Origin of the sequence: Brachybacterium sp. EE-P12 (assembly GCF_003711805.1) — a bacterium.
Taxonomy (GTDB): Bacteria; Actinomycetota; Actinomycetes; order Actinomycetales; family Dermabacteraceae; genus Brachybacterium.
Genome location: NZ_QXCP01000004.1, coordinates 423142 through 440796 on the forward strand (window position 1 = coordinate 423142; position 17655 = coordinate 440796).

Sequence of the window (17655 nt, forward strand, 5' to 3'; positions counted from 1 at the left end):
CCGGACCCCGCGCGGCGCGCTGCCGTGCAGGCGCTCAGCGCCGCCCGGGGGCGCGGGGCACGACCGCGATCCACAGCGCCACCGCCGCGACGGCGCCGAGGACGATCATCCAGGGCCCGAGCTGGATCCGGGCGAGCAGCACCGTCAGCAGCCCTGCCACGACGGCGAGCACTGCGACCCCGGCCAGGGCGCGCACCGCCAGGCGCAGCGCCGCGCGCTCGAGCGTGCCGTGCACCGGCATCACCGCGGCGATCGCGAAGGCCGCATGGCCGAGCAGCAGCAGAAGCCCCGTCGCCCCGGCGAGAGCCATGGTGAGATCGCCCCGCAGGAACAGCGCCGCGACGACGGGCAGCAGCGCGAGGACCCCGAGGTCGGTGTCCGGGTCGAACCACAGCGCCACCAGCCCGATCGCCGAGACAAGCACGGCCAGGACGATCCCCACGGACGCACCCGAGGTGGACGGGCTGATCAGCGCCAGCGCGAGCGCACCCGCGACCGCGAGAGTCCCGCCGCCGCGCAGACCCCACTGGACCGGGGCGATGCGACGCAGCTCGAGCAGCCGGTCGGCGATCGGATCGATCAGGACACCCGCGCGCATCATGCCCTCCTGCGCCGGGGCGCGCTGCGGGCGGCGGAGAGCGAGAGCAGCACCGGGGCCAGGGAGGAGGCCCCCTCCCACGCGGTCACCGGCACCCCTGCCTCGCGCAGCTCGCGCACCGTCGTCTCCCGCTGCATCCGCCGCAGCGCCCAGGCCTCCGGCCAGAAGCGCTCGGAGGCCCGCCCCTCGAGCTTCAGCGGCCGACCCCGCAGCACCGAGGTGTCGCCGATGCTCGCCGGAAGGGTGTCGACGACGAGGACGTCGGCGCCGTGGGAGACGAGCATGCCGATCTGCGCGATCGGCTCCGGTCGCAGCAGCGGCGAGCACACCACCGTCAGCGTCCCGGGCCGCACGGACCGCATTCGGTGCAGAGGCCGCAGCGTGCCGTCGTCGCGGGAGGCGCGGGCGAGTGCATCGGTGAGCACCCGCAGCTGGCGGGGTCCGGAGCCGGCGGGCACCTGCCCGATGAGGTGGCCGATGTCGAACACGGCCACACGGTCGCCGGCGCCGAGATAGTGGCGGGCCACCGCCGTCGTCGCCCGGATCGTCATGTCCAGGCTGGTGGGCGCCTCCGTGCTGGCCCAGGGGGCGGGGGAGACGTCCGACGTGGTGTCCGTGACGATGAGGACCTCGGTGTCCTGCTCGGTGAAGGTCGCGTTCGTGTGCAGCGTCCCGGTGCGACTGGTGACCCGCCAGTTGATCCGGTGCAGCCGGTCCCCGGGACGGAAGGCGCGCACCTCCGCGAGCGCCGTCCCGTCGCCTCGTCGGCGTGAGAGGTGCGCGCCGCTGACCCCGATCGGCGAGGGGACGTCGACGGGGGCGTCGAGCACCACGGAAGCGGGCATCACCTGCAGCGACGTCGCAGGCAGGGTGACCTCGGTGCGATAGGCGCCGAGCGCGTCGGCCGTGAGCACGTGGGCGGGCCCCACCTCGATCCGTCCCCAGCGTCGTGCGCCGATGCGGAGGCGCGTCGTCCCGTCGCCGGTGCGGGACCCGTAGCGGGGGGCGAGATCCGCATGCGGCGGCATCGGCAGGCTGGCCGTGGTGAGCAGGCCGGGGGCCGTGGTGACGGTCGCGCTCGCCGCGCCGTCCTCCTCGAGCTGCTGACGGTTCAGGCGCAGCCGGGGCAGCGGCACCCCGCGCTCCTCGCCGCGGGCCGTGCGCCGTGCGAGCGCAGCCACCGCCCAGACCAGCAGCGGCAGCCCGACCAGTATCAGCGGTGGCTTTCCGACGAGGACCGCGAGGACGAGCGCGGAGACTCCGACGGCGGCGGCGCGGACCAGCGCCCCCGTCGGCCGGCTGCGCACGGTGCGGGCGGGGTCGGCGGCTTCGCCGTCAGGACGCGTGTTCACGCCGACGCCGGCGCCTGGACTGGCTGTGCGGCGGCGGGGACCGGGACCATCTCGAGCACCGCGTCCACGACGCCGGCCCCGGTCGCGTTCTGCAGCCACAGCTCGGGCTTGACGGTGACGCGGTGGTCGAGCGCCGGGTGGGCGAGGTCCTTGACGTCCTCGGGCACCACGTAGGTGCGGCCCCGGATCAGAGCGAGCGCCCGGGCGGCGACGATGAGTGCGAGGGTGCCGCGGGGCGAGGCGCCCACGAGAGAGTGCTGGTGCCTGCGCGTGGCCGCGACCAGCTCGACCGCGTAGTGGCCGACCGCCTCCTCGACGTGCACGTCCTCGACCGCGCGCTGGAGCGAGAGGAGGTGCTCCGCGTCCAGGACCTCGGGGACCTCCTGCTCCTCCCGGCGCCGATCGATGCGGCGCGAGACCACGCTCCATTCCTGCTCGGCCGAGGGATAGCCGAACGACAGCCGCAGCAGGAAGCGGTCCAGCTGCGCCTCGGGTAGGGGATAGGTGCCCTCGTGCTCGATCGGGTTCGCGGTGGCCAGCACGTGGAAGGGAGCGGGCAGCTTCCGGGTCGTGCCCTCGACCGAGACCTGCCGCTCCTGCATCGCCTCGAGCAGCGCCGACTGGGTCTTCGGCGGGGTGCGATTGATCTCGTCGGCCAGCAGCAGGCCCGTGAACACCGGCCCGGGACGGAAGGAGAACTCGCCGGTGCGCTGGTCGAACACCTCGGCGCCGGTGAGATCCGCAGGGAGCAGATCAGGGGTGAACTGCGCGCGGGTGAAGGGCAGCCCGAGCGCCTGCGCGAAGGAGCGCGCGGCGAGGGTCTTGCCGAGCCCCGGGAGGTCCTCGAGCAGCACGTGGCCGCCCGCGAGGATCCCCGTGAGCACGAGCTCGAGCGATTTCCGCTTGCCGACGACGGCCGTCTCGACCGCGTCGAGCACGGCCTGGGCGGCCGCCGACGCCTCGACCGGAGGGAAGGGGGAGGTGGAGTTCTGGGACATCAGTGCCTCTCCTCGCGCGGGGCGAGTTCGTCGAGATAGCGGTGCAGTGCTCTGCGGTCGATCGGCGGGACGGTCGCCCCCTCGGTGCGGGCGGTGCGGAGCAGTCGGCTCAGCTCGTGCCCGAGCGCCGGGGCATCGGGGTCGCGGGCCCGCTCCTCCGCGATGTCGGCGAGGACGAGGGCGAGTCCGCGGCTGGTCATGCGGCGGTGCGGCTGGGCGCCGTGGATCATGTCCTCGAGCCGTCGCACCCGCATGTCCTGGGCGTGGGGGAGGGCGTAGTCGGCGTCGAGGTCGACATCGGGCACATGGGTGTGCTCGGCGCGGTCGGGGCCGACGCGGAGGAACCACCACATCGCCCCGGCGATGATCCCCACCGCGATCGGCAGGGGCAGTGAGAGCTCGAGACCGATGAGCCGGCAGAGGAGGGCCAGGACGACGGTCGCCGCCGTGGTCGCGGCGATGCGCCAGAGCAGATCCAGCAGATCGGTCCTCATCTGCGCCCACCCCCGTCGGCTCCGCGCTCGCCCTCGTCGGCCGGGGACGCGACCACCCGCGGGGACGACGCGCCGAGCGCGTCGAGATCCGCGCTCAGGCGGTCCAGGGCGGCGACTGCCGCCGTGCGGTCGTCCTCGCCGAGCGGGGAGGGATCGAACAGCGCCCGACGGTACAGACCGGCGAGCCGGTCGAGCGCGGAGCGGTCCAGGTCGAAGGCCGCGAGCACCTCGACGACGAACTCGAGCGTGGTCCGTGACGGATGGCGCGGCACGCCCGCCTCGGCGAGGGATCGCTCGAGCACGAGCCAGGCGGCGATCACGGCGTCCTGGGTGTCGACCAGGCTGGACAGCGGGTCGCGGGCCTCGTCGAGCGCGGCCCGGGCGCGGTCGGCGGTCAGCTCGTCCTCCGCGGCCTCGCCCGCCTCGGGCGGTGCCGGTCGGGCCAGCGCCCTCATGCGCAGCGCGACCCAGACCGCGAGGACCACGAGCACCGCTCCCAGCAGGGAGAGCAGGATGATCATTGGAGCATGGCCGAGATCGGGGCGCGGGGGCGTGGACGGGACGTCGAGGGTGTTCCAGCTCGGCTGCTCGATGGTCTCGGGCGCCGGGGTGGCGGGTGAGGAATCGGCCGGGCGGGTGGGACCGGCGACGACGCTGAGCGGTCCACGCTCGGCGGCGGCCCCGAGGGAGACCGCTCCGAGCCCGCCCAGCGCGGCGACGAGGAGCAGGAGGGCGACGACGCGACGCTGCGTCGAATGGTCCTCGGTCATGGCCGGTCGCGCTCCCGGGGGTCCTCGGGCGGAGCGTCGGTCGGCGACGGCTCGGGGCGGGGAGCGGCGTGCGGAGAGGCCACGACGACGGACTGCTCCCCGGCGATGCGGGTGAGGATCAGCGTGGCGTGCTCCCCGCCGAAGCGGCGCGGGCGCAGCTTGCGGCGCAGCTCCTCGGGCTGCACGGCGGTGCCGCGCTTCTTGATCTCCAGCACGCCGAGGCGGTGCTCGCGCAGGTAGGAGGTCAGGCGCTTGAGGCCGAAGGGCATCACGTCCCGCACCGTGTAGCCGCGGGCGAAGGGGGTGTCGGTGCGGCGGTCGGCGGTGAGATACGCGATCGAGGGGTCCAGGGTGCGGGCGCCGAGGTCCTCGGCCAGACGGCCGATCAGTCCCGCCCGGATCACCGCGCCGTCGGGCTCGTAGAGGTGGTCGCCGAGCGCGCCGGGCTCCGGATCTGCGGGCGCGTCGGCGCCGCGGTCCAGCCGGTGCGCGCCGTCGCGGCCGACGAGCACCGCCGAGGAGGTCACGCCCTCCCGGGCGAGCGGTCCGCACCAGGCGACGGCCTCGAGGACCTGGCCGTGGAAGGAGAGCCACTGGGTCTCGATCTCCGCGGGCAGCGCCTCGCGGTCCACGGCGGGGCCGAGCTTCGCGCCGAGCGGGCCGAGCTCCTCGCCGCCGCCGAGCGTCCGGGCGAGCTCGAGCACGGTCGACAGCGGCGGCTCGTACTCCTCCGGATCGTGGCGGCGCCGGGTGCCGGAGCCGCTGGTGGTGCGCCGCGCCGGGTCCAGCCAGATCCCCTCCGTCGCGGCAGGATCGTGGTCCTCCGCGCTTCCGAGGTGCACGCTCGCGGAGGGGAAGGGGCGCAGGTTCATCGTCGCGACGGCGACCGCGGCGGGGGAGCGGTCCACCGCCCGGACCTGCAGGCCGAGCCCGGCCAGGGCCATCGAGTCCCCGCCGATGCCGCAGCCGAGATCCGCGACCGAGGCGATCCCGGCGCGGGCGAAGCGCTCGGCGTGCCGGGCCGCGACGGGCAGACGGGTCGCCTGCTCGAGACCGTCGGGGGTGAACAGCATCGAGGAGGCGAACTCCCCGAACTTGTCCTCCGCCCGCGCCCGCAGTCGGGACTGGGTCATCACCGCGGCGACGAGCTCGGGCGCGTGCCCGGCCTCGCGCAGACGCGCTCCCTGGCTCAGCGAGTCCTGCTCGCGGTACGGCGGCAGCGAGTTCAGCAGCGCCCAGCCCTCGCTGCTCAGGACGGGCTCGAGGGCGCGTGCGACCGCCGACTCGGCATCTGCGGCTCGGGAGGACATGCCCTGCAGGCTACCTGCCGGGCACGTGCCCGTCCGTCACGCGCGGACGTCGAGGATGAGCTTTCCGCGGGTGTGGCCGTGCTCGAGCAGCTCGTGGGCGCGGCCGATCTCCGCCAGCGGCAGGATCTGCGAGACCTCCAGCGGATAGCGGCCGCTGCGCACACCCTGCGCGAGCCGGTCCAGGCGGTCGCGTCCCGGGCGGATCCGCGGCACGTGCGCCTCGATGCCGCGCTCATGGGCGGGGGTGAGATCCGCGAGGGAGGGGAGCGGCACCACGATCCCGCCCTCGGCGACCACGTCGAGGCTGGGCACGAAGGTCGAGTGGTAGTGCGTGTCCAGCACGACGTCCACCCCTCGCCCCTCGGTGGCGCGATGGATCTCGGCCCGCCAGTCGGTCCCGTCGTACGCGATGGGCAGCGCGCCCAGCTCCCGCAGTCGCTCCGCGTTCGCGGCGCGGCCGGTCGCCCAGACGCGGGAGGCGCCGGCCTCGAGCGCCATCGGGATGAGCAGCTGGCCGACGCCGCCGCTGCCGCCGTGCACCAGCACCGTGCTGCCCGGGGCGATCCGCGCGGTGTCCTCCACGGTCGCGATCGCGGTGAGTCCGGCCAGGGCCAGGCCCGCCCAGCGGGGAAGGTCCTCCTCGGCGGTCTCCCCGGGGATCGGGGCGAGGTCGTCGGCGCTGATCGCGATCAGCTCGGCCGCGACACCACGGCTGTCGCCGAGATCGCGCATGCCGAACACGCGGGTGCCGGGCGCGAGGCCGCGCGAGGCGAGCTCGGCCTCGTCCAGGTCCGGTCCCGCGCCGCGCACGACGCCGGCCATCTCGCGTCCCGTCCCCGCGGGCAGGGCGAGGTCCTGCGCCCTGCCGGAGGAGCCGTCGCGGATCTTGTAGTCCAGGGGGTTCAGGCCCACGTGGTCGACCTCGACCAGCACCTCCCCGGGCCCTGGCACGGGGACCTCGGCATCGGTGTGCAGGACCAGGACCTCGGGGCCGCCGAAGCGGTCGAAACGGATCTCACGCATGGCATCCATCATGCACCCCGGGATCGGGGCCTGGCCATGGCGGAGGTCCGGCGCGGGCGGCGAGGGATGGGCGATCATGGAGCCTGCATGCGGTGCCCGCGGGGTGCCGACGTCCGCCCTTCGCCCCTCCCAGCCCCTCTCATCCAGCACCTCGCCTCCAGGAGGACCATGAGCACGGATCGTCCCTCGCCGTGGCAGTGGCGCGAGGAGCTGCGCGCCGCGATCGCCCTTCCCCGGGCCGCCGAGCACGTGCCGCTCGAGCACGCTGGCGGCAGGGTGCTCGCCGCGGGCGTGCGCAGCCCGGAGCAGGTGCCCGCGGTCCCGATCGCCGCGATGGACGGCTTCGCGGTGCGGCGCGCGGACCTCACCGCTCCCAGCGCCACGACCCTCCCGGTCGCCGCCGAGCTGCCCGCCCGCCTCGGCGAGGTGCCGCCGCTGCCTGCAGGCAGCGCGGCCCGGATCATGACCGGCGCCCCCGTCCCGCGGGGGGCGGACGCCGTGGTCGAGGTCGAGGCGACCGACACCGATCCGTTCGGGCCTTCCCCCGCGACGGTCACCCTCACCCTCGGGGCCCTGCCCGTCGAGGGCCGGCACGTGCGCGGACCGGGGGAGGAGATCGAGGCCGGGGCGGTGCTCGCCGAGGCGGGTGATCGCGTCGGGGCCGGGCTCGTCGGCCTCGCCCGCACCCTCGGTCTGCGCGCCCTCGAGGTGCTGCGGCCCCTGCGGGTCGCGGTCGTCGTCACCGGCGACGAGCTCACCGGGGAGGGCGAGGGGGCGGCCGGCGGTGCAGGGCCGGACGGCGCCGGAGTGCCGGGCGCGGTGCGGGAGTCCAACGGCATGATGCTCGCCGCCGCTCTCGCGGCCGACGGCGCGCACGCCCTCCCGCCGCTGCGCTGCGGCGATGATCCCGCTCTTCTGCGCGCCGCCCTCGAGCAGGCCGCGCAGGAGGCGGATCTGGTGCTCACCACCGGTGGGATCGGCCACGGCGCCTACGACGTCGTCAAGACGACGCTCGGCCCGCGAGGGAGAGTCAGCTCGCGCTTCGCGCATCTCGCGCTGCGACCCGGCGGGCCGCAGGGATACGGACACCTGCCCGGAGGCACGCCCGTCGTCCACCTGCCGGGGACGCCCGTCGGCGCGCTCGTGGGCTATCACCTCTTCGCGCGCCCGCTGCTGGGAGCCTGCGGCGACGGCGACAGCGGCGGGGCAGGCGCTCCGCGGCGGGTGCTGCTGGAGGCGGGGGAGGAGCGCCCGCGACGCGGCGGCCCGGACGTCGTGCACGCCCTCCCGGGACGGCTGCGTCGCACCGAGGGCGGCCGCGAGGTGGTGAGCATCGTGCCCGGTCGCCGACTTGCGCCGTACGGGAGGGCGGATGCGCTGGTGCTGCGGGGCGGCACGGGCCCGGGAGGCGAGGCGGCCGATCGGGCCGTCCCCGGCACGGACGGAGCGGCCCGTCTCGAGGCTCCTGCTTCCTCCGCCGCGGACGCCGCCCCCGGCGACCCGACGCTCAGCGTGCTGGTGATCCCGCTCTGACCGACCGGTGAGGATCGTGGTCAGCGATGGGTCGCGCCGACGTCCTCGAGCTGTGCCCGTCGGGCGTCCTGCGCTCGCCGGGCCTGCTCCCGACGGGCGTGGCGGCGGTCGAGCAGGCTGCGCGTGAACGAGGCGACCATGACGAGGGCCGCGCCGAGCGCGAGGCCGAGGGAGAACGCGGCGAGCCACGGGCTGTAGAGGATCCCCGCGCCCACGGCGAGCACGAGCGCGGCGAGGCCGAGGGGCCAGGGGCCGACCCCGCGGTGACCGAGGAGGTCGGCCAGCACGAGCGCGGCGACGATGCCGAGCGCGAGCACGAGCAGGTGCAGGAAGGTCACGATTCGAGCATAACCTCGTCCCGGCCACGTACCCGCGGGTCAGTTTCGTCGGGCAGCGGCCATCACAGGCGTTATGGTGTGCCGTGCCTGCCGAGAGACCTGGGACACAACCGGGGTCGGGACCAGCGCGGCCTCCGGCTCACGGCGAAGTGACCGGACGCAGCACCGGCCGGGTGGGGTCGGGCGGGTTCACCGCGAGCCCGCGCGGACGAGATGATGAAGCACGGAAGGATCCCGACGGATGAACAACAGCGTGTCGAGGGGGAAGCGTGATTAGGTTCGTCTCCCTGCGAGTGCTGACGTACGTGATCCTGGCGTTCGTCGCCACGAGCTTCGCGTACCTGCTGTCCGCGTCGCTCATGCATCCCGAGGAGGTGCTGTACCCGCCGATCGCGACCGAGCCCGTGCCCGCGGCGACCGCGCAGATGTACCTCGACGTGCGCAACGTCAATCCCGACACTCCGCTGTTCGAGCGTTACGCGAACTGGCTCGGCGGTCTCGTCCGCGGGGATCTCGGCGTCACCACGGGCACCAACAAGTCGATGGTGCCGGTGATGGACGAGCTGTTCACCCGCGTCCCCATCAGCCTCCGCCTGGTGGTGCTCGGCACCGTGATCGGGACCGTGCTGGGGATCGTGCTGGGCATGCTGGCCGCCGTGCGGCGCGACTCGATCGGCGACCGCCTCTCGACGCTGCTCGCCTTCTTCATCCTCTCCCTGCCCACCCCGGTGATCATCCTCATCGTGCAGCAGACGAACCAGGGGATCATGGACCTGAGCGGCTGGGGCCTGCCGGCCATCAACCCGATCAACCCGCTCCTGGAGCCGGGCTCCTGGGACTCGATCACGTACCAGGCCAAGGCGCTGATCATGCCGACGATCGTGCTGGCCGTCACCGCCGCCGCCTCGTACTCGCGCTACATGAAGGTCACCACGCTGGACGTTCTGGGCAGCGACTACCTCCGCACCGCCCGGGCCAAGGGGCTCACCCGGGGGCGGGCGATGAACCGCCACGGCCTGCGCATGGCGCTGATCCCGATGGGGCAGTACTTCGCCTTCGCCGTCGGCGGAGCCTTCTCCGGCTCGCTGTTCGTGGAGCTGATGTTCAACTGGCAGGGCATCGGCCGCTTCGCGATCTCGGCGATCCAGATGGCCGACGTCAACGGCACTGCCGGAGTGGTCCTGTACACGGCGATCCTGACCCTGCTCTCCGCCACCTTCGCAGACATCCTGCAGGGTGCGCTCGACCCGAGGATCCGGTGACTCGATGACGAACCCCAACGACATCCGCGGCACCGAGGACGCCTCCGCGCTGCGCCGCCGCACCGATCCCGAGGCGAACCCCGTCATGGGCGCCGCGGTCGACGATCCGGAGCTGCGGGACACCGAGATCGACGAGAGCGCCGGCCCGGCGATCGAGTCCATGAGCCGTGGCGAGCTGCTGCGGCGACGCTTCTTCCGCAACCCGAGCGCCTGGATCGGGATGGTCATCTTCCTCGTGCTCGTGCTGATGGCCGTGATCGGGCCCATGGTCTACCAGTACGGGCCCTTCGAACGGGACCTGCGCAACGCCCTGACCGGCCCCAGCGCCTACCACTGGTTCGGCGTGAACGAGAACGGCCTGGACATCTTCGCGCGGACCATGCAGGGCCTGCGCATCTCGCTGATCATCGGCATCGGCACCGCGCTGCTGACCACCTTCCTCGCCCTCGTGGTCGGGATCGTCGCCGGCTACATCAGCCACAAGGGGAAGTGGGGGGCGCTGGGCGACGGCGCCCTGGTCAACCTCATCAATCTCTTCCTGGTGATCCCCTCGATCCTGCTGCTGATGCTCTTCAGCCCGGCGCTGCAGCAGGCGAGCTGGCTGTGGATGATCCCGCTGCTGGCCGGCTTCGCCTGGATGCTCACCGCCCGCGTGCTGCGCGCGATGACCCAGCAGCTGGTGCGCACCGAGTACGTCGAGGCGGCACGGTTCATGGGCGTCCACCCGATCGTGACCATGACGCGGCACATCATCCCGAACATCGCCAGCTGGATCATCATCGACACCACGCTCGGCGTGAGCGCCGCGATCCTGGGCGAGACGGGCCTGTCCTTCATCGGCTTCGGCATCCAGTACCCGCAGGTCTCCCTCGGCACCGTCCTGCAGGACTACAACATCTCCGCGCCCTACACCTGGATCCCGCCCGCAGCGGTGCTGGCCGCACTGGTGATCGCCATCAACCTGATGGGCGAAGCGCTGCGCGACGCCCTCGACCCGACCAGCGGCTCCAGCCGGATCTGAGGAAGCAGAATGTCCGAACCGATCCTCTCAGTGCGGGACCTGAGCGTCTCCTTCCCCTCCGAGTACGGGACCGTCCACGCCGTCCAGGACCTCAGCTACGAGGTCCACAAGGGCGAGGCGCTCGCGATCGTCGGCGAGTCCGGCTCCGGGAAGTCCGTGAGCTCCCTGGCCGTGATGGGCCTGCTCCCGCGCACGGCGAGCATCAGCGGCGAGATCGAGATGCTGGGGCACAGGATGTTCGAGCTCGACGACAGGCAGCTCTCGCGCCTGCGCGGCAACACGATCTCCATGGTCTTCCAGGATCCGCTCTCCGCGCTCACCCCGGTGTACCGGGTGGGGGAGCAGATCGCGGAGGTGGTGCGCATCCACCACCCCGAGACCTCCAAGGCCCGTGCCCATCAGCGGGCGGTCGAGCTGCTCGACGCGGTCGGGATCCCCGAGCCCGGCCGACGGGCGAACCAGTACCCCCACGAGTTCTCCGGCGGCATGCGCCAGCGCGCCATGATCGCGATGGCCATCGCCAACGAGCCCGAGCTGATCATCGCCGACGAGCCCACCACCGCGCTGGACGTGACCATCCAGGCGCAGGTGATGGATCTGCTGAAGTCCGCGCAGGAGCTCATCGGCGCGGCGACCGTGCTGATCACGCATGACATGGGAGTGGTCGCCGGATTCGCCGACCGGGTCCTGGTAATGAAGGACTCGCGGATGGTCGAGCTCGGCACGGTGGACGAGATCTTCTACACCCCGCGCGAGCAGTACACGCGGGACCTGCTCGCCGCGGTGCCCCGGGTCGACGCCGGCGAGGCGGGGGAGTCCCGCAGCGTCGCCGGCTCCGCGATGCAGAAGCTCGCCGAGGTCGTCGACGACGACGGGGCCCGGCCCCCGCGCGAGGAGATGCCGACCGTGCTCGAGGTCGAGGAGCTGGTGCGGGTCTTCCCGATCACGAAGGGCGCCATCGTGCGCCGGAAGGTCGGCGAGCAGCGCGCCGTGGACGGCATCTCCTTCGACATCCGTCAGGGCGAGTGCCTGGCGCTGGTGGGCGAGTCCGGCAGCGGGAAGACCACCACGCTGATGGAGATCATGCAGCTGCGCACCCCGCAGCAGGGCGTCATCCGCATCGGCGGCAAGGAGACCGGCGCGCTGACCCGCAAGGAGCGCGCGGCGCTGCGCTCGGACGTCACCGTCGTCTTCCAGGACCCGATGGCCGCGCTCGACCCGAGGATGCCCATCGCGGACATCATCAAGGAGCCTATGCGCGTCCAGGGGTACAGCAAGGAGCGCATGGACGAGCGGGTGGACTGGCTGCTGAAGATGGTGGGGCTGCTGCCCGAGCACGCGGCCCGCTTCCCGACCGAGTTCTCGGGCGGGCAGCGCCAGCGCGTCGGCGTGGCCCGGGCGCTGGCCTGCGATCCGAAGCTGATCATCCTCGACGAGCCCACCTCCGCGCTCGACGTGACGGTCCAGGCCGGGGTGCTCGCGATGCTCGCCGATCTGCGCGCGCGCCTCGGGGTGAGCTTCCTGTTCGTCTCCCACGACCTCTCCGTGGTCCGGCACATCTCGGATCGCATCGCGGTGATGCAGAAGGGGCGGATCGTCGAGCTGGGCGACACCGAGGAGGTGTTCACGAACCCGCAGCACCCCTACAGCCGGGAACTGCTCTCCGCGGTGCCGATCCCGGATCCGGAGGTCGCCCGCGCACGGCGCCGCGAGAGCATCGACCGCGAGGCCTTCGAGGGCACCACCGGCGGCTTCCTCCCGGATCCGGAGGACGCGGAGTGACCCGCCTCTGACCCGCACCTGACCGGGTGCGATGCCCGTCTCGGCGGGCGGCGCACGCAGGCGCCGCCCGCCGTCGGCGTGCCCCGGGACGGGCCGTGGATCGCTGTGTTGCGAACGGGTAACAGGAGTGTTCCGTGCACACGTCGGTAACCGGCTGGTGACAGACTGATCACACCGCAGGACAGTGCGCGACCACGGTGGTCGCCGCCGATCACGCCTGCTGGTACAGACCATCGAGCGGACTCGACGATCTCGTTGTCCGCGAACGAAGGAGATTCATATGCGTGTGACGCGGCGTTCCATCCTGGGGGCGACGGCTCTGACCGTCTCGATGACCGCGCTGGCGGCGTGCAGCCAGGACCCGGGCACCGGCGGCGGCAGCGGCGGCTCCGACGGCGGGGGCGGCGAGCAGATCGCCTCCGATCAGAACGACATCAATGCCAAGGAGCGGGACGAGCTCGGCGAGGGCGGCGTGCTGCGCCTGGCCAACAACGCCTTCCCCGCGAACTGGAACGGGAACCACTCCGACGGCAACGAGGGCAACACGACGGAGATGCTGGAGGCGATCTACCCGGTCCTCACCCTGGCTGATGCCGCCGGCGTCGTCGGCCCGAACCCGCAGTACACCAAGCGCATCGAGCTCGTCTCCGAGGACCCGCAGGTCATGGAGATCGAGCTCAACGAGGGCATGACCTGGTCCGACGGCACTCCGATCGACTACAAGTCGATCGAGAACGTCTTCAAGGTCATGGACGGTTCCCAGGAGGAGTACGCGATCGCCTCCTCCGAGGGCTACAGCAAGGTGGAGAAGATCGAGCAGGGCGACAGCGACCTGATCGCCGTGGTCACCTTCAAGGAGAAGTACGCCGACTGGATCGGCCTGGTCTCCGTGATGCCGGATGCCCTCGTCGAGTCCGCCGATGAGTTCAACACCGGGTGGATCGAGGAGCCGAAGGTCACTGCCGGCCCGTACAAGATCGGCAAGATCGACTCCGGCAACAAGACGGTGCTGCTCGAGCCCGACGAGAACTGGTGGGGCGACAAGCCCTTCCTCGACCAGGTCCTGTTCACCACCATCGAGGACCCGGCCGCGACGGCGACCAGCTTCCAGAACGGCCAGCTCGACGTCATCGAGACCACCGTCCCGGCGACCTACTCCGTGGTCGAGCCGCTGATCGGCAACGGCGCGGTGCTGCGCGAGGCCGCGGGTCCGAACTGGAGCCACATCACCCTCAACGGCGCCGAGGGCCGTCCGCTCGCGGACCAGGCCGTGCGCCAGGCGATCTTCCGCGCGATCGATCGCGAGGAGGTCTTCCTCTCGGTCAACGCCACGATGCCCTACCCGGACGGCACCGAGCCCCTGAACAACCACCTCCTGATGACCAACCAGGAGGGCTACCAGGACAACGCCGGCGATATGGGCACCTACGATCCCGAGGCCGCCAAGAAGCTGCTCGAGGACGCCGGCTACACCCTCGAGGGCGAGGGCGACGACCTCGTCGCCTCCAAGGACGGCGAGCCGATCGAGATCACCTACGTCTACAACGACGGCTCGAAGACCAACGAGGCCGTGGTCCCCGTGGTCCAGGAGCAGCTCAAGGCCGTGGGCATCACCATGAAGGTGCAGAAGGTTCCGCCGACGGACCTCTTCTCGAAGTACGTCATCCCCGGCGACTTCGACCTGACCCTCTTCGGCTGGCTGGGCACCCCGTTCCTCTCCTCGGGCGACGCCATCTGGAAGACGTCGGGCGAGCAGAACTTCGGCAAGATCGGCGACGAGGAGACGGACAAGCTCATCGACCAGGCCGCGGTCGAGACCGATCCCGATGCGCGCCTCGATCTGGTCAATCAGATCGACGCGAACCTGTGGCAGCTCGCCGGCACGATCCCGCTGTGGCAGTCCTACGACTTCTTCGTGCAGAACGAGGATCTCGCGAACTTCGGGGCCAAGGGATTCCAGACCCCGGACTGGACCAAGATCGGCTACGTCGCCGGCTCCGCGAAGCTCGAGGGCTGAGCGGGCGCACAGCGCCATCGACGGGCGGGGCCCCGAGCGGAGACGCTCGGGGCCCCACCCCGTTCACGGGGAGCAGGGCCGGCGCCGTGCCCAGCTGCAACCTGACTGCTGGGACGGAGGTCGGGAGGTGCATCGGCGCGGTGGGGGAGACTGGAGCCATGAGCAGCACCGACCGGACCACCTCCTCCCCGCCGAGGATCCTGGACCTCGCGGTGCCGCCGGACCGGCCCGCCGCAGCGGATCTCGACGACCGGCGGCACATGCGCCAGATGCGTCTGCCGCAGCTGGGGGAGACCGGGCAGAGGCGTTTCGCCGGTGCCCGGGTCGCGGTGATCGGTGCCGGTGGCCTGGGCGCTCCGGTCCTGTCCTATCTCGCCGCCGCGGGCATCGGCGAGATCACGATCTTCGACCCCGACACCGTCGATGCCACGAACCTCCACCGGCAGGTGCTGTTCACCGAGGCGGACCTCGGTCGGTCCAAGGCCGTCGCAGCCGCCTCTCACCTGCACGCCCAGGCGCCGCAGGTCACGGTGCGCGCCGTGGTCGAGGCCCTCACCCCGGCGAACGCCCTCGAGCTTCTCGCGGGCCACGATCTCGTGCTCGACGGGACCGACAACTTCCCCACCCGCTATCTCGCCTCCGACGCCTGCGAGATCCTCGACCTTCCGCTGGTGTGGGGGTCGATCCTCGCCTTCTCCGGTCAGGTCAGCGTGTTCTGGGGCGCGGGCGGAAGCGGGGTCACCTATCGCGACGTCCATCCCGTCCCGCCGCGGCCCGGAGAGGTGCCCAGCTGCGCGGAGGCCGGGGTGCTCGGGATGCTGTGCGGGGTGATCGGCTCGACGATGGCGATGGAGGCCGTGAAGGTCCTCGCCGGTATGGGCGACGTGCTCTTCGGCCGGCTCGCCCTCTACGACGCGCTGCGTGCCCGCTGGGACGAGCTGCCGCTCGCACGGGACTCTGCCCGCCGCCCGGTCAGCGCGATCGAGGACGTGATGGTCACCTGCGGGCTGCCGGGGCCGACGGGGCCGGCGGGAGACGAGGTCACCGCCGAGGACCTGCCTGCCCTGCGCGCGGCCGGGACGCGCCTGATCGACATCCGCGAGAGCGCCGAGCTCGCCGAGGGGATGATCCGCGGTGCCGAGCACGTGCCCATGGGGGAGCTGCTCAGCGCGGTAGGAGCGGGTGACGGTGGCGGCGGCGACAGCGGGGCTGACGGGGGCGGGGCCGACGGCGGCGGGGACGAGTTCGCCGGGGCGGTGCTCTACTGCGCCGCCGGTTCCCGCTCGGCGAGCGCGCAGCGGGTCCTTGCCGACCGAGGGATCGCGGTGCGCTCGCTGCGCGGCGGCTTCGCGGAGGTGCCGGAGGCCGAGATCGAAGAGTCGCCGGGCAGGTGAGACGCCTCCTGCCGGAGCGCCCGTCAGCCGCCGGCGAAGGGCGGCAGCACGTCCACGCGGACGCCGTCCTCGAGCTCGTGTCCGCGGTCCGTGCGCGCGACCCCGTCGACCAGGAAGCTCGAGCGGGCGATCACCTGCGCCGCCCGCTCGGAGGCCCCGGCGGTCAGGGCGTCCACGAGTCCCTGCAGGGTGCGTGCGTGCACGGTCGTCGCGTCGGCTCCGTACTCTGCGGCGGCCCCCGCGAACAGACGCACGGCGATGGTCGGCGTGGTCGGCGCTCCAGATGTCGGCACCCCAGATACAGCCAGAGCCCCAGGTGCGGCCTGGGCCCCGGCCGCGGTCTGGGCCGCCGCAGGCACGGCGGAACCGTCGCTGCGCGGGTCCTGCCCGGAATGCTCGTCGAGCCGGTGGTCGGACTGGGTGTCGATGCTGGTCATGCTGTCCTCCTCAACCGCCGATCGCGCTCATCGGGCGCTCCGGCTGCACGAAGTCGTCGCGGTCCATGCCGTGTCCGGCCTTCTTGCCCCACTGGGCGGCGCGCCAGATCTGCGCGATCGCCTCGTCGTCCGCCCCCGAGCGCAGCGCGGTGCGCAGATCCGTCTCCTCGCGCGAGAACAGGCAGGTGCGCACGCGCCCCTCGGCGGTCAGCCGGGTGCGTCGGCAGTCCGCGCAGAACGGACGGGTCACCGAGGCGATGATCCCCACCCTGCCGCGATGGCGACCGGTGGCGCGGTCGGCCACCTCGAACAGCTCGGCGGGGGCGCCGTCGCGCGGCTCCGCGACCGGGGCGAGCGCATAGCGGGGGGCGAGCATCGCGTGGACGTCCTCGGCGGTGATCATCGCCCCGCGGTCCCAGAGGTGGTCGGCGTCCAGCGGCATCTGCTCGATCACCCGCAGCTGCAGGTCGCGCTCGAGGCACCAGTCCAGCAGGTCGGGCAGCTCGTGGTCGTTGATCCCGGGCATGAGCACGGCGTTGACCTTGATCGGATCCAGACCCGCGGCGCGGGCGCCGTCGATCCCGGCGAGCACGCGGTGCAGCAGCGGGCGCCGGCTGAGCCGTTCGAAGGTCTCGGAGACCACCGAGTCCAGGGAGACGTTGATCCGGTCCAGCCCGGCCTCCCGCAGCGGGGCGGCGCGATGGTCCAGGCCGATCGCGTTCGTGGTCAGTGAGATGTCCGGGCGCTGCTCGAGGGAGGCGACCCCGGCGATGATCTCCTCGAGATCGGGCCGGGTCAGCGGCTCCCCGCCGGTGAAGCGCACCTGCTGGATCCCCAGCCGCTCCACGCCGATGCGCACCAGGCGCACGATCTCCGTGGCCGACAGCAGCTGGTCCTTCTTGAGGAACACCATCCCCGACTCGGGCATGCAGTAGGTGCAGCGCAGATTGCAGAAGTCCGTCAGGGACAGGCGCAGATCCGTCGCCGCGCGTCCGAAACGGTCCGCGAGCGCCGGGGTGTCCGGACGATCGGAGGTGTCGGGGAGGGAGTCGGCGGTCTCGTCGGTGCGTCGCGGCACCGGCATCCCGAGGGACACCCGACGGGTCGACATGCGCTCACCTCCTCCTGCATCCCGGCACGACCGGGGCCCCTCCAGGATAGGACGGGTCCCCGAGACGGGGGCGGGACCTGTGCGTGGCACCGGGCACCGTACGGGTGGCATCGCGCACTGTGAGGGTGCTGCCGTGCACGGTGCGGATCGCATCGCGCACCACGATCGGCCGCGGGTCCCGCGGCGGAGCGCCATACTGGACAGGTGCGCCGCGA

Annotated in this window: 16 protein-coding genes; 6 read left to right on the forward strand and 10 right to left on the reverse strand. The window is 72.6% G+C overall.

The window, feature by feature from the left end; genetic code table 11:
- Positions 1-34: 34 nt before the first annotated feature.
- From D1648_RS18110 to D1648_RS05050, 7 genes are read right to left on the reverse strand one after another with little or no spacing between them, the layout of a single operon-like run.
- The gene (locus D1648_RS18110; RefSeq protein WP_241155360.1) at positions 35-598 is read right to left on the reverse strand and encodes a hypothetical protein; all 564 of its coding nucleotides are present in this window, start codon (positions 596-598) and stop codon (positions 35-37) included.
- A complete protein-coding gene (locus D1648_RS05025) occupies positions 598-1950 on the reverse strand; it encodes a DUF58 domain-containing protein (protein WP_122939705.1) in 1353 nt (450 codons plus the stop codon). Before D1648_RS05025 ends, D1648_RS18110 begins: the two co-directional genes overlap by 1 nt.
- Positions 1947-2948 carry a MoxR family ATPase gene (locus D1648_RS05030; RefSeq protein WP_122939706.1) on the reverse strand — a complete coding sequence of 334 codons (1002 nt, stop codon included), beginning with the start codon at positions 2946-2948 and terminating at the stop codon, positions 1947-1949. Before D1648_RS05030 ends, D1648_RS05025 begins: the two co-directional genes overlap by 4 nt.
- Complete coding sequence (locus D1648_RS05035; protein ID WP_122939707.1) at positions 2948-3442, reverse strand: hypothetical protein; 495 nt, start codon at positions 3440-3442, stop codon at positions 2948-2950. The genes D1648_RS05030 and D1648_RS05035 overlap by 1 nt, the downstream gene beginning before the upstream one ends.
- Positions 3439-4212 carry a DUF4129 domain-containing protein gene (locus tag D1648_RS05040; RefSeq protein WP_122939708.1) on the reverse strand — a complete coding sequence of 258 codons (774 nt, stop codon included), beginning with the start codon at positions 4210-4212 and terminating at the stop codon, positions 3439-3441. Before D1648_RS05040 ends, D1648_RS05035 begins: the two co-directional genes overlap by 4 nt.
- Positions 4209-5522, reverse strand: a complete 1314-nt coding sequence (locus D1648_RS05045; RefSeq protein ID WP_164518586.1) for an SAM-dependent methyltransferase — start codon at positions 5520-5522, stop codon at positions 4209-4211. Before D1648_RS05045 ends, D1648_RS05040 begins: the two co-directional genes overlap by 4 nt.
- 36 nt (positions 5523-5558) lie before the next feature.
- On the reverse strand, positions 5559-6545 hold the full coding sequence (locus D1648_RS05050) for an NADP-dependent oxidoreductase (RefSeq protein WP_122940257.1): 987 nt from the start codon (positions 6543-6545) through the stop codon (positions 5559-5561).
- 168 nt (positions 6546-6713) lie between these two features.
- Between D1648_RS05050 and D1648_RS05055 the strand changes: the two genes are divergently transcribed.
- Entirely contained in the window at positions 6714-8078 is a 1365-nt protein-coding gene (locus D1648_RS05055) for a molybdopterin molybdotransferase MoeA (protein WP_122939709.1), read from the forward strand.
- 20 nt (positions 8079-8098) lie between these two features.
- On the opposite strand, the gene D1648_RS05060 is transcribed toward D1648_RS05055, so the two are convergent.
- Positions 8099-8416, reverse strand: coding sequence for a hypothetical protein (locus D1648_RS05060; RefSeq protein ID WP_122939710.1), 318 nt, complete (start codon positions 8414-8416; stop codon positions 8099-8101).
- 269 nt (positions 8417-8685) lie between these two features.
- Between D1648_RS05060 and D1648_RS05065 the strand changes: the two genes are divergently transcribed.
- The 5 genes from D1648_RS05065 (at position 8686) to D1648_RS05085 (ending at position 15892) form a co-directional block, all read left to right on the forward strand.
- On the forward strand, positions 8686-9678 hold the full coding sequence (locus tag D1648_RS05065) for an ABC transporter permease (RefSeq protein ID WP_206424775.1): 993 nt from the start codon (positions 8686-8688) through the stop codon (positions 9676-9678).
- 4 nt (positions 9679-9682) lie between these two features.
- Positions 9683-10699: an ABC transporter permease gene (locus D1648_RS05070; protein WP_122939711.1), complete on the forward strand. Its 1017-nt coding sequence runs from the start codon at positions 9683-9685 to the stop codon at positions 10697-10699.
- Between the two features lie 9 nt (positions 10700-10708).
- Entirely contained in the window at positions 10709-12481 is a 1773-nt protein-coding gene (locus tag D1648_RS05075) for an ABC transporter ATP-binding protein (protein ID WP_122939712.1), read from the forward strand.
- Positions 12482-12761: 280 nt separating this feature from the next.
- Positions 12762-14498 (forward strand): ABC transporter family substrate-binding protein, encoded by a 1737-nt coding sequence (locus D1648_RS05080; RefSeq protein ID WP_122939713.1) that lies wholly within the window; start codon positions 12762-12764, stop codon positions 14496-14498.
- Positions 14499-14656: 158 nt separating this feature from the next.
- Positions 14657-15892 (forward strand): ThiF family adenylyltransferase, encoded by a 1236-nt coding sequence (locus tag D1648_RS05085; protein WP_122939714.1) that lies wholly within the window; start codon positions 14657-14659, stop codon positions 15890-15892.
- 23 nt (positions 15893-15915) lie between these two features.
- Here the strand turns inward: D1648_RS05085 and D1648_RS18490 are convergent, their stop codons facing one another.
- Both D1648_RS18490 and moaA read right to left on the reverse strand, forming a co-directional pair.
- Positions 15916-16329 (reverse strand): MoaD/ThiS family protein, encoded by a 414-nt coding sequence (locus tag D1648_RS18490; RefSeq protein ID WP_122939715.1) that lies wholly within the window; start codon positions 16327-16329, stop codon positions 15916-15918.
- Positions 16330-16339: 10 nt separating this feature from the next.
- Complete coding sequence (moaA, locus tag D1648_RS05095) at positions 16340-17440, reverse strand: GTP 3',8-cyclase MoaA (RefSeq protein WP_122939716.1); 1101 nt, start codon at positions 17438-17440, stop codon at positions 16340-16342.
- Positions 17441-17655: the final 215 nt, after the last annotated feature.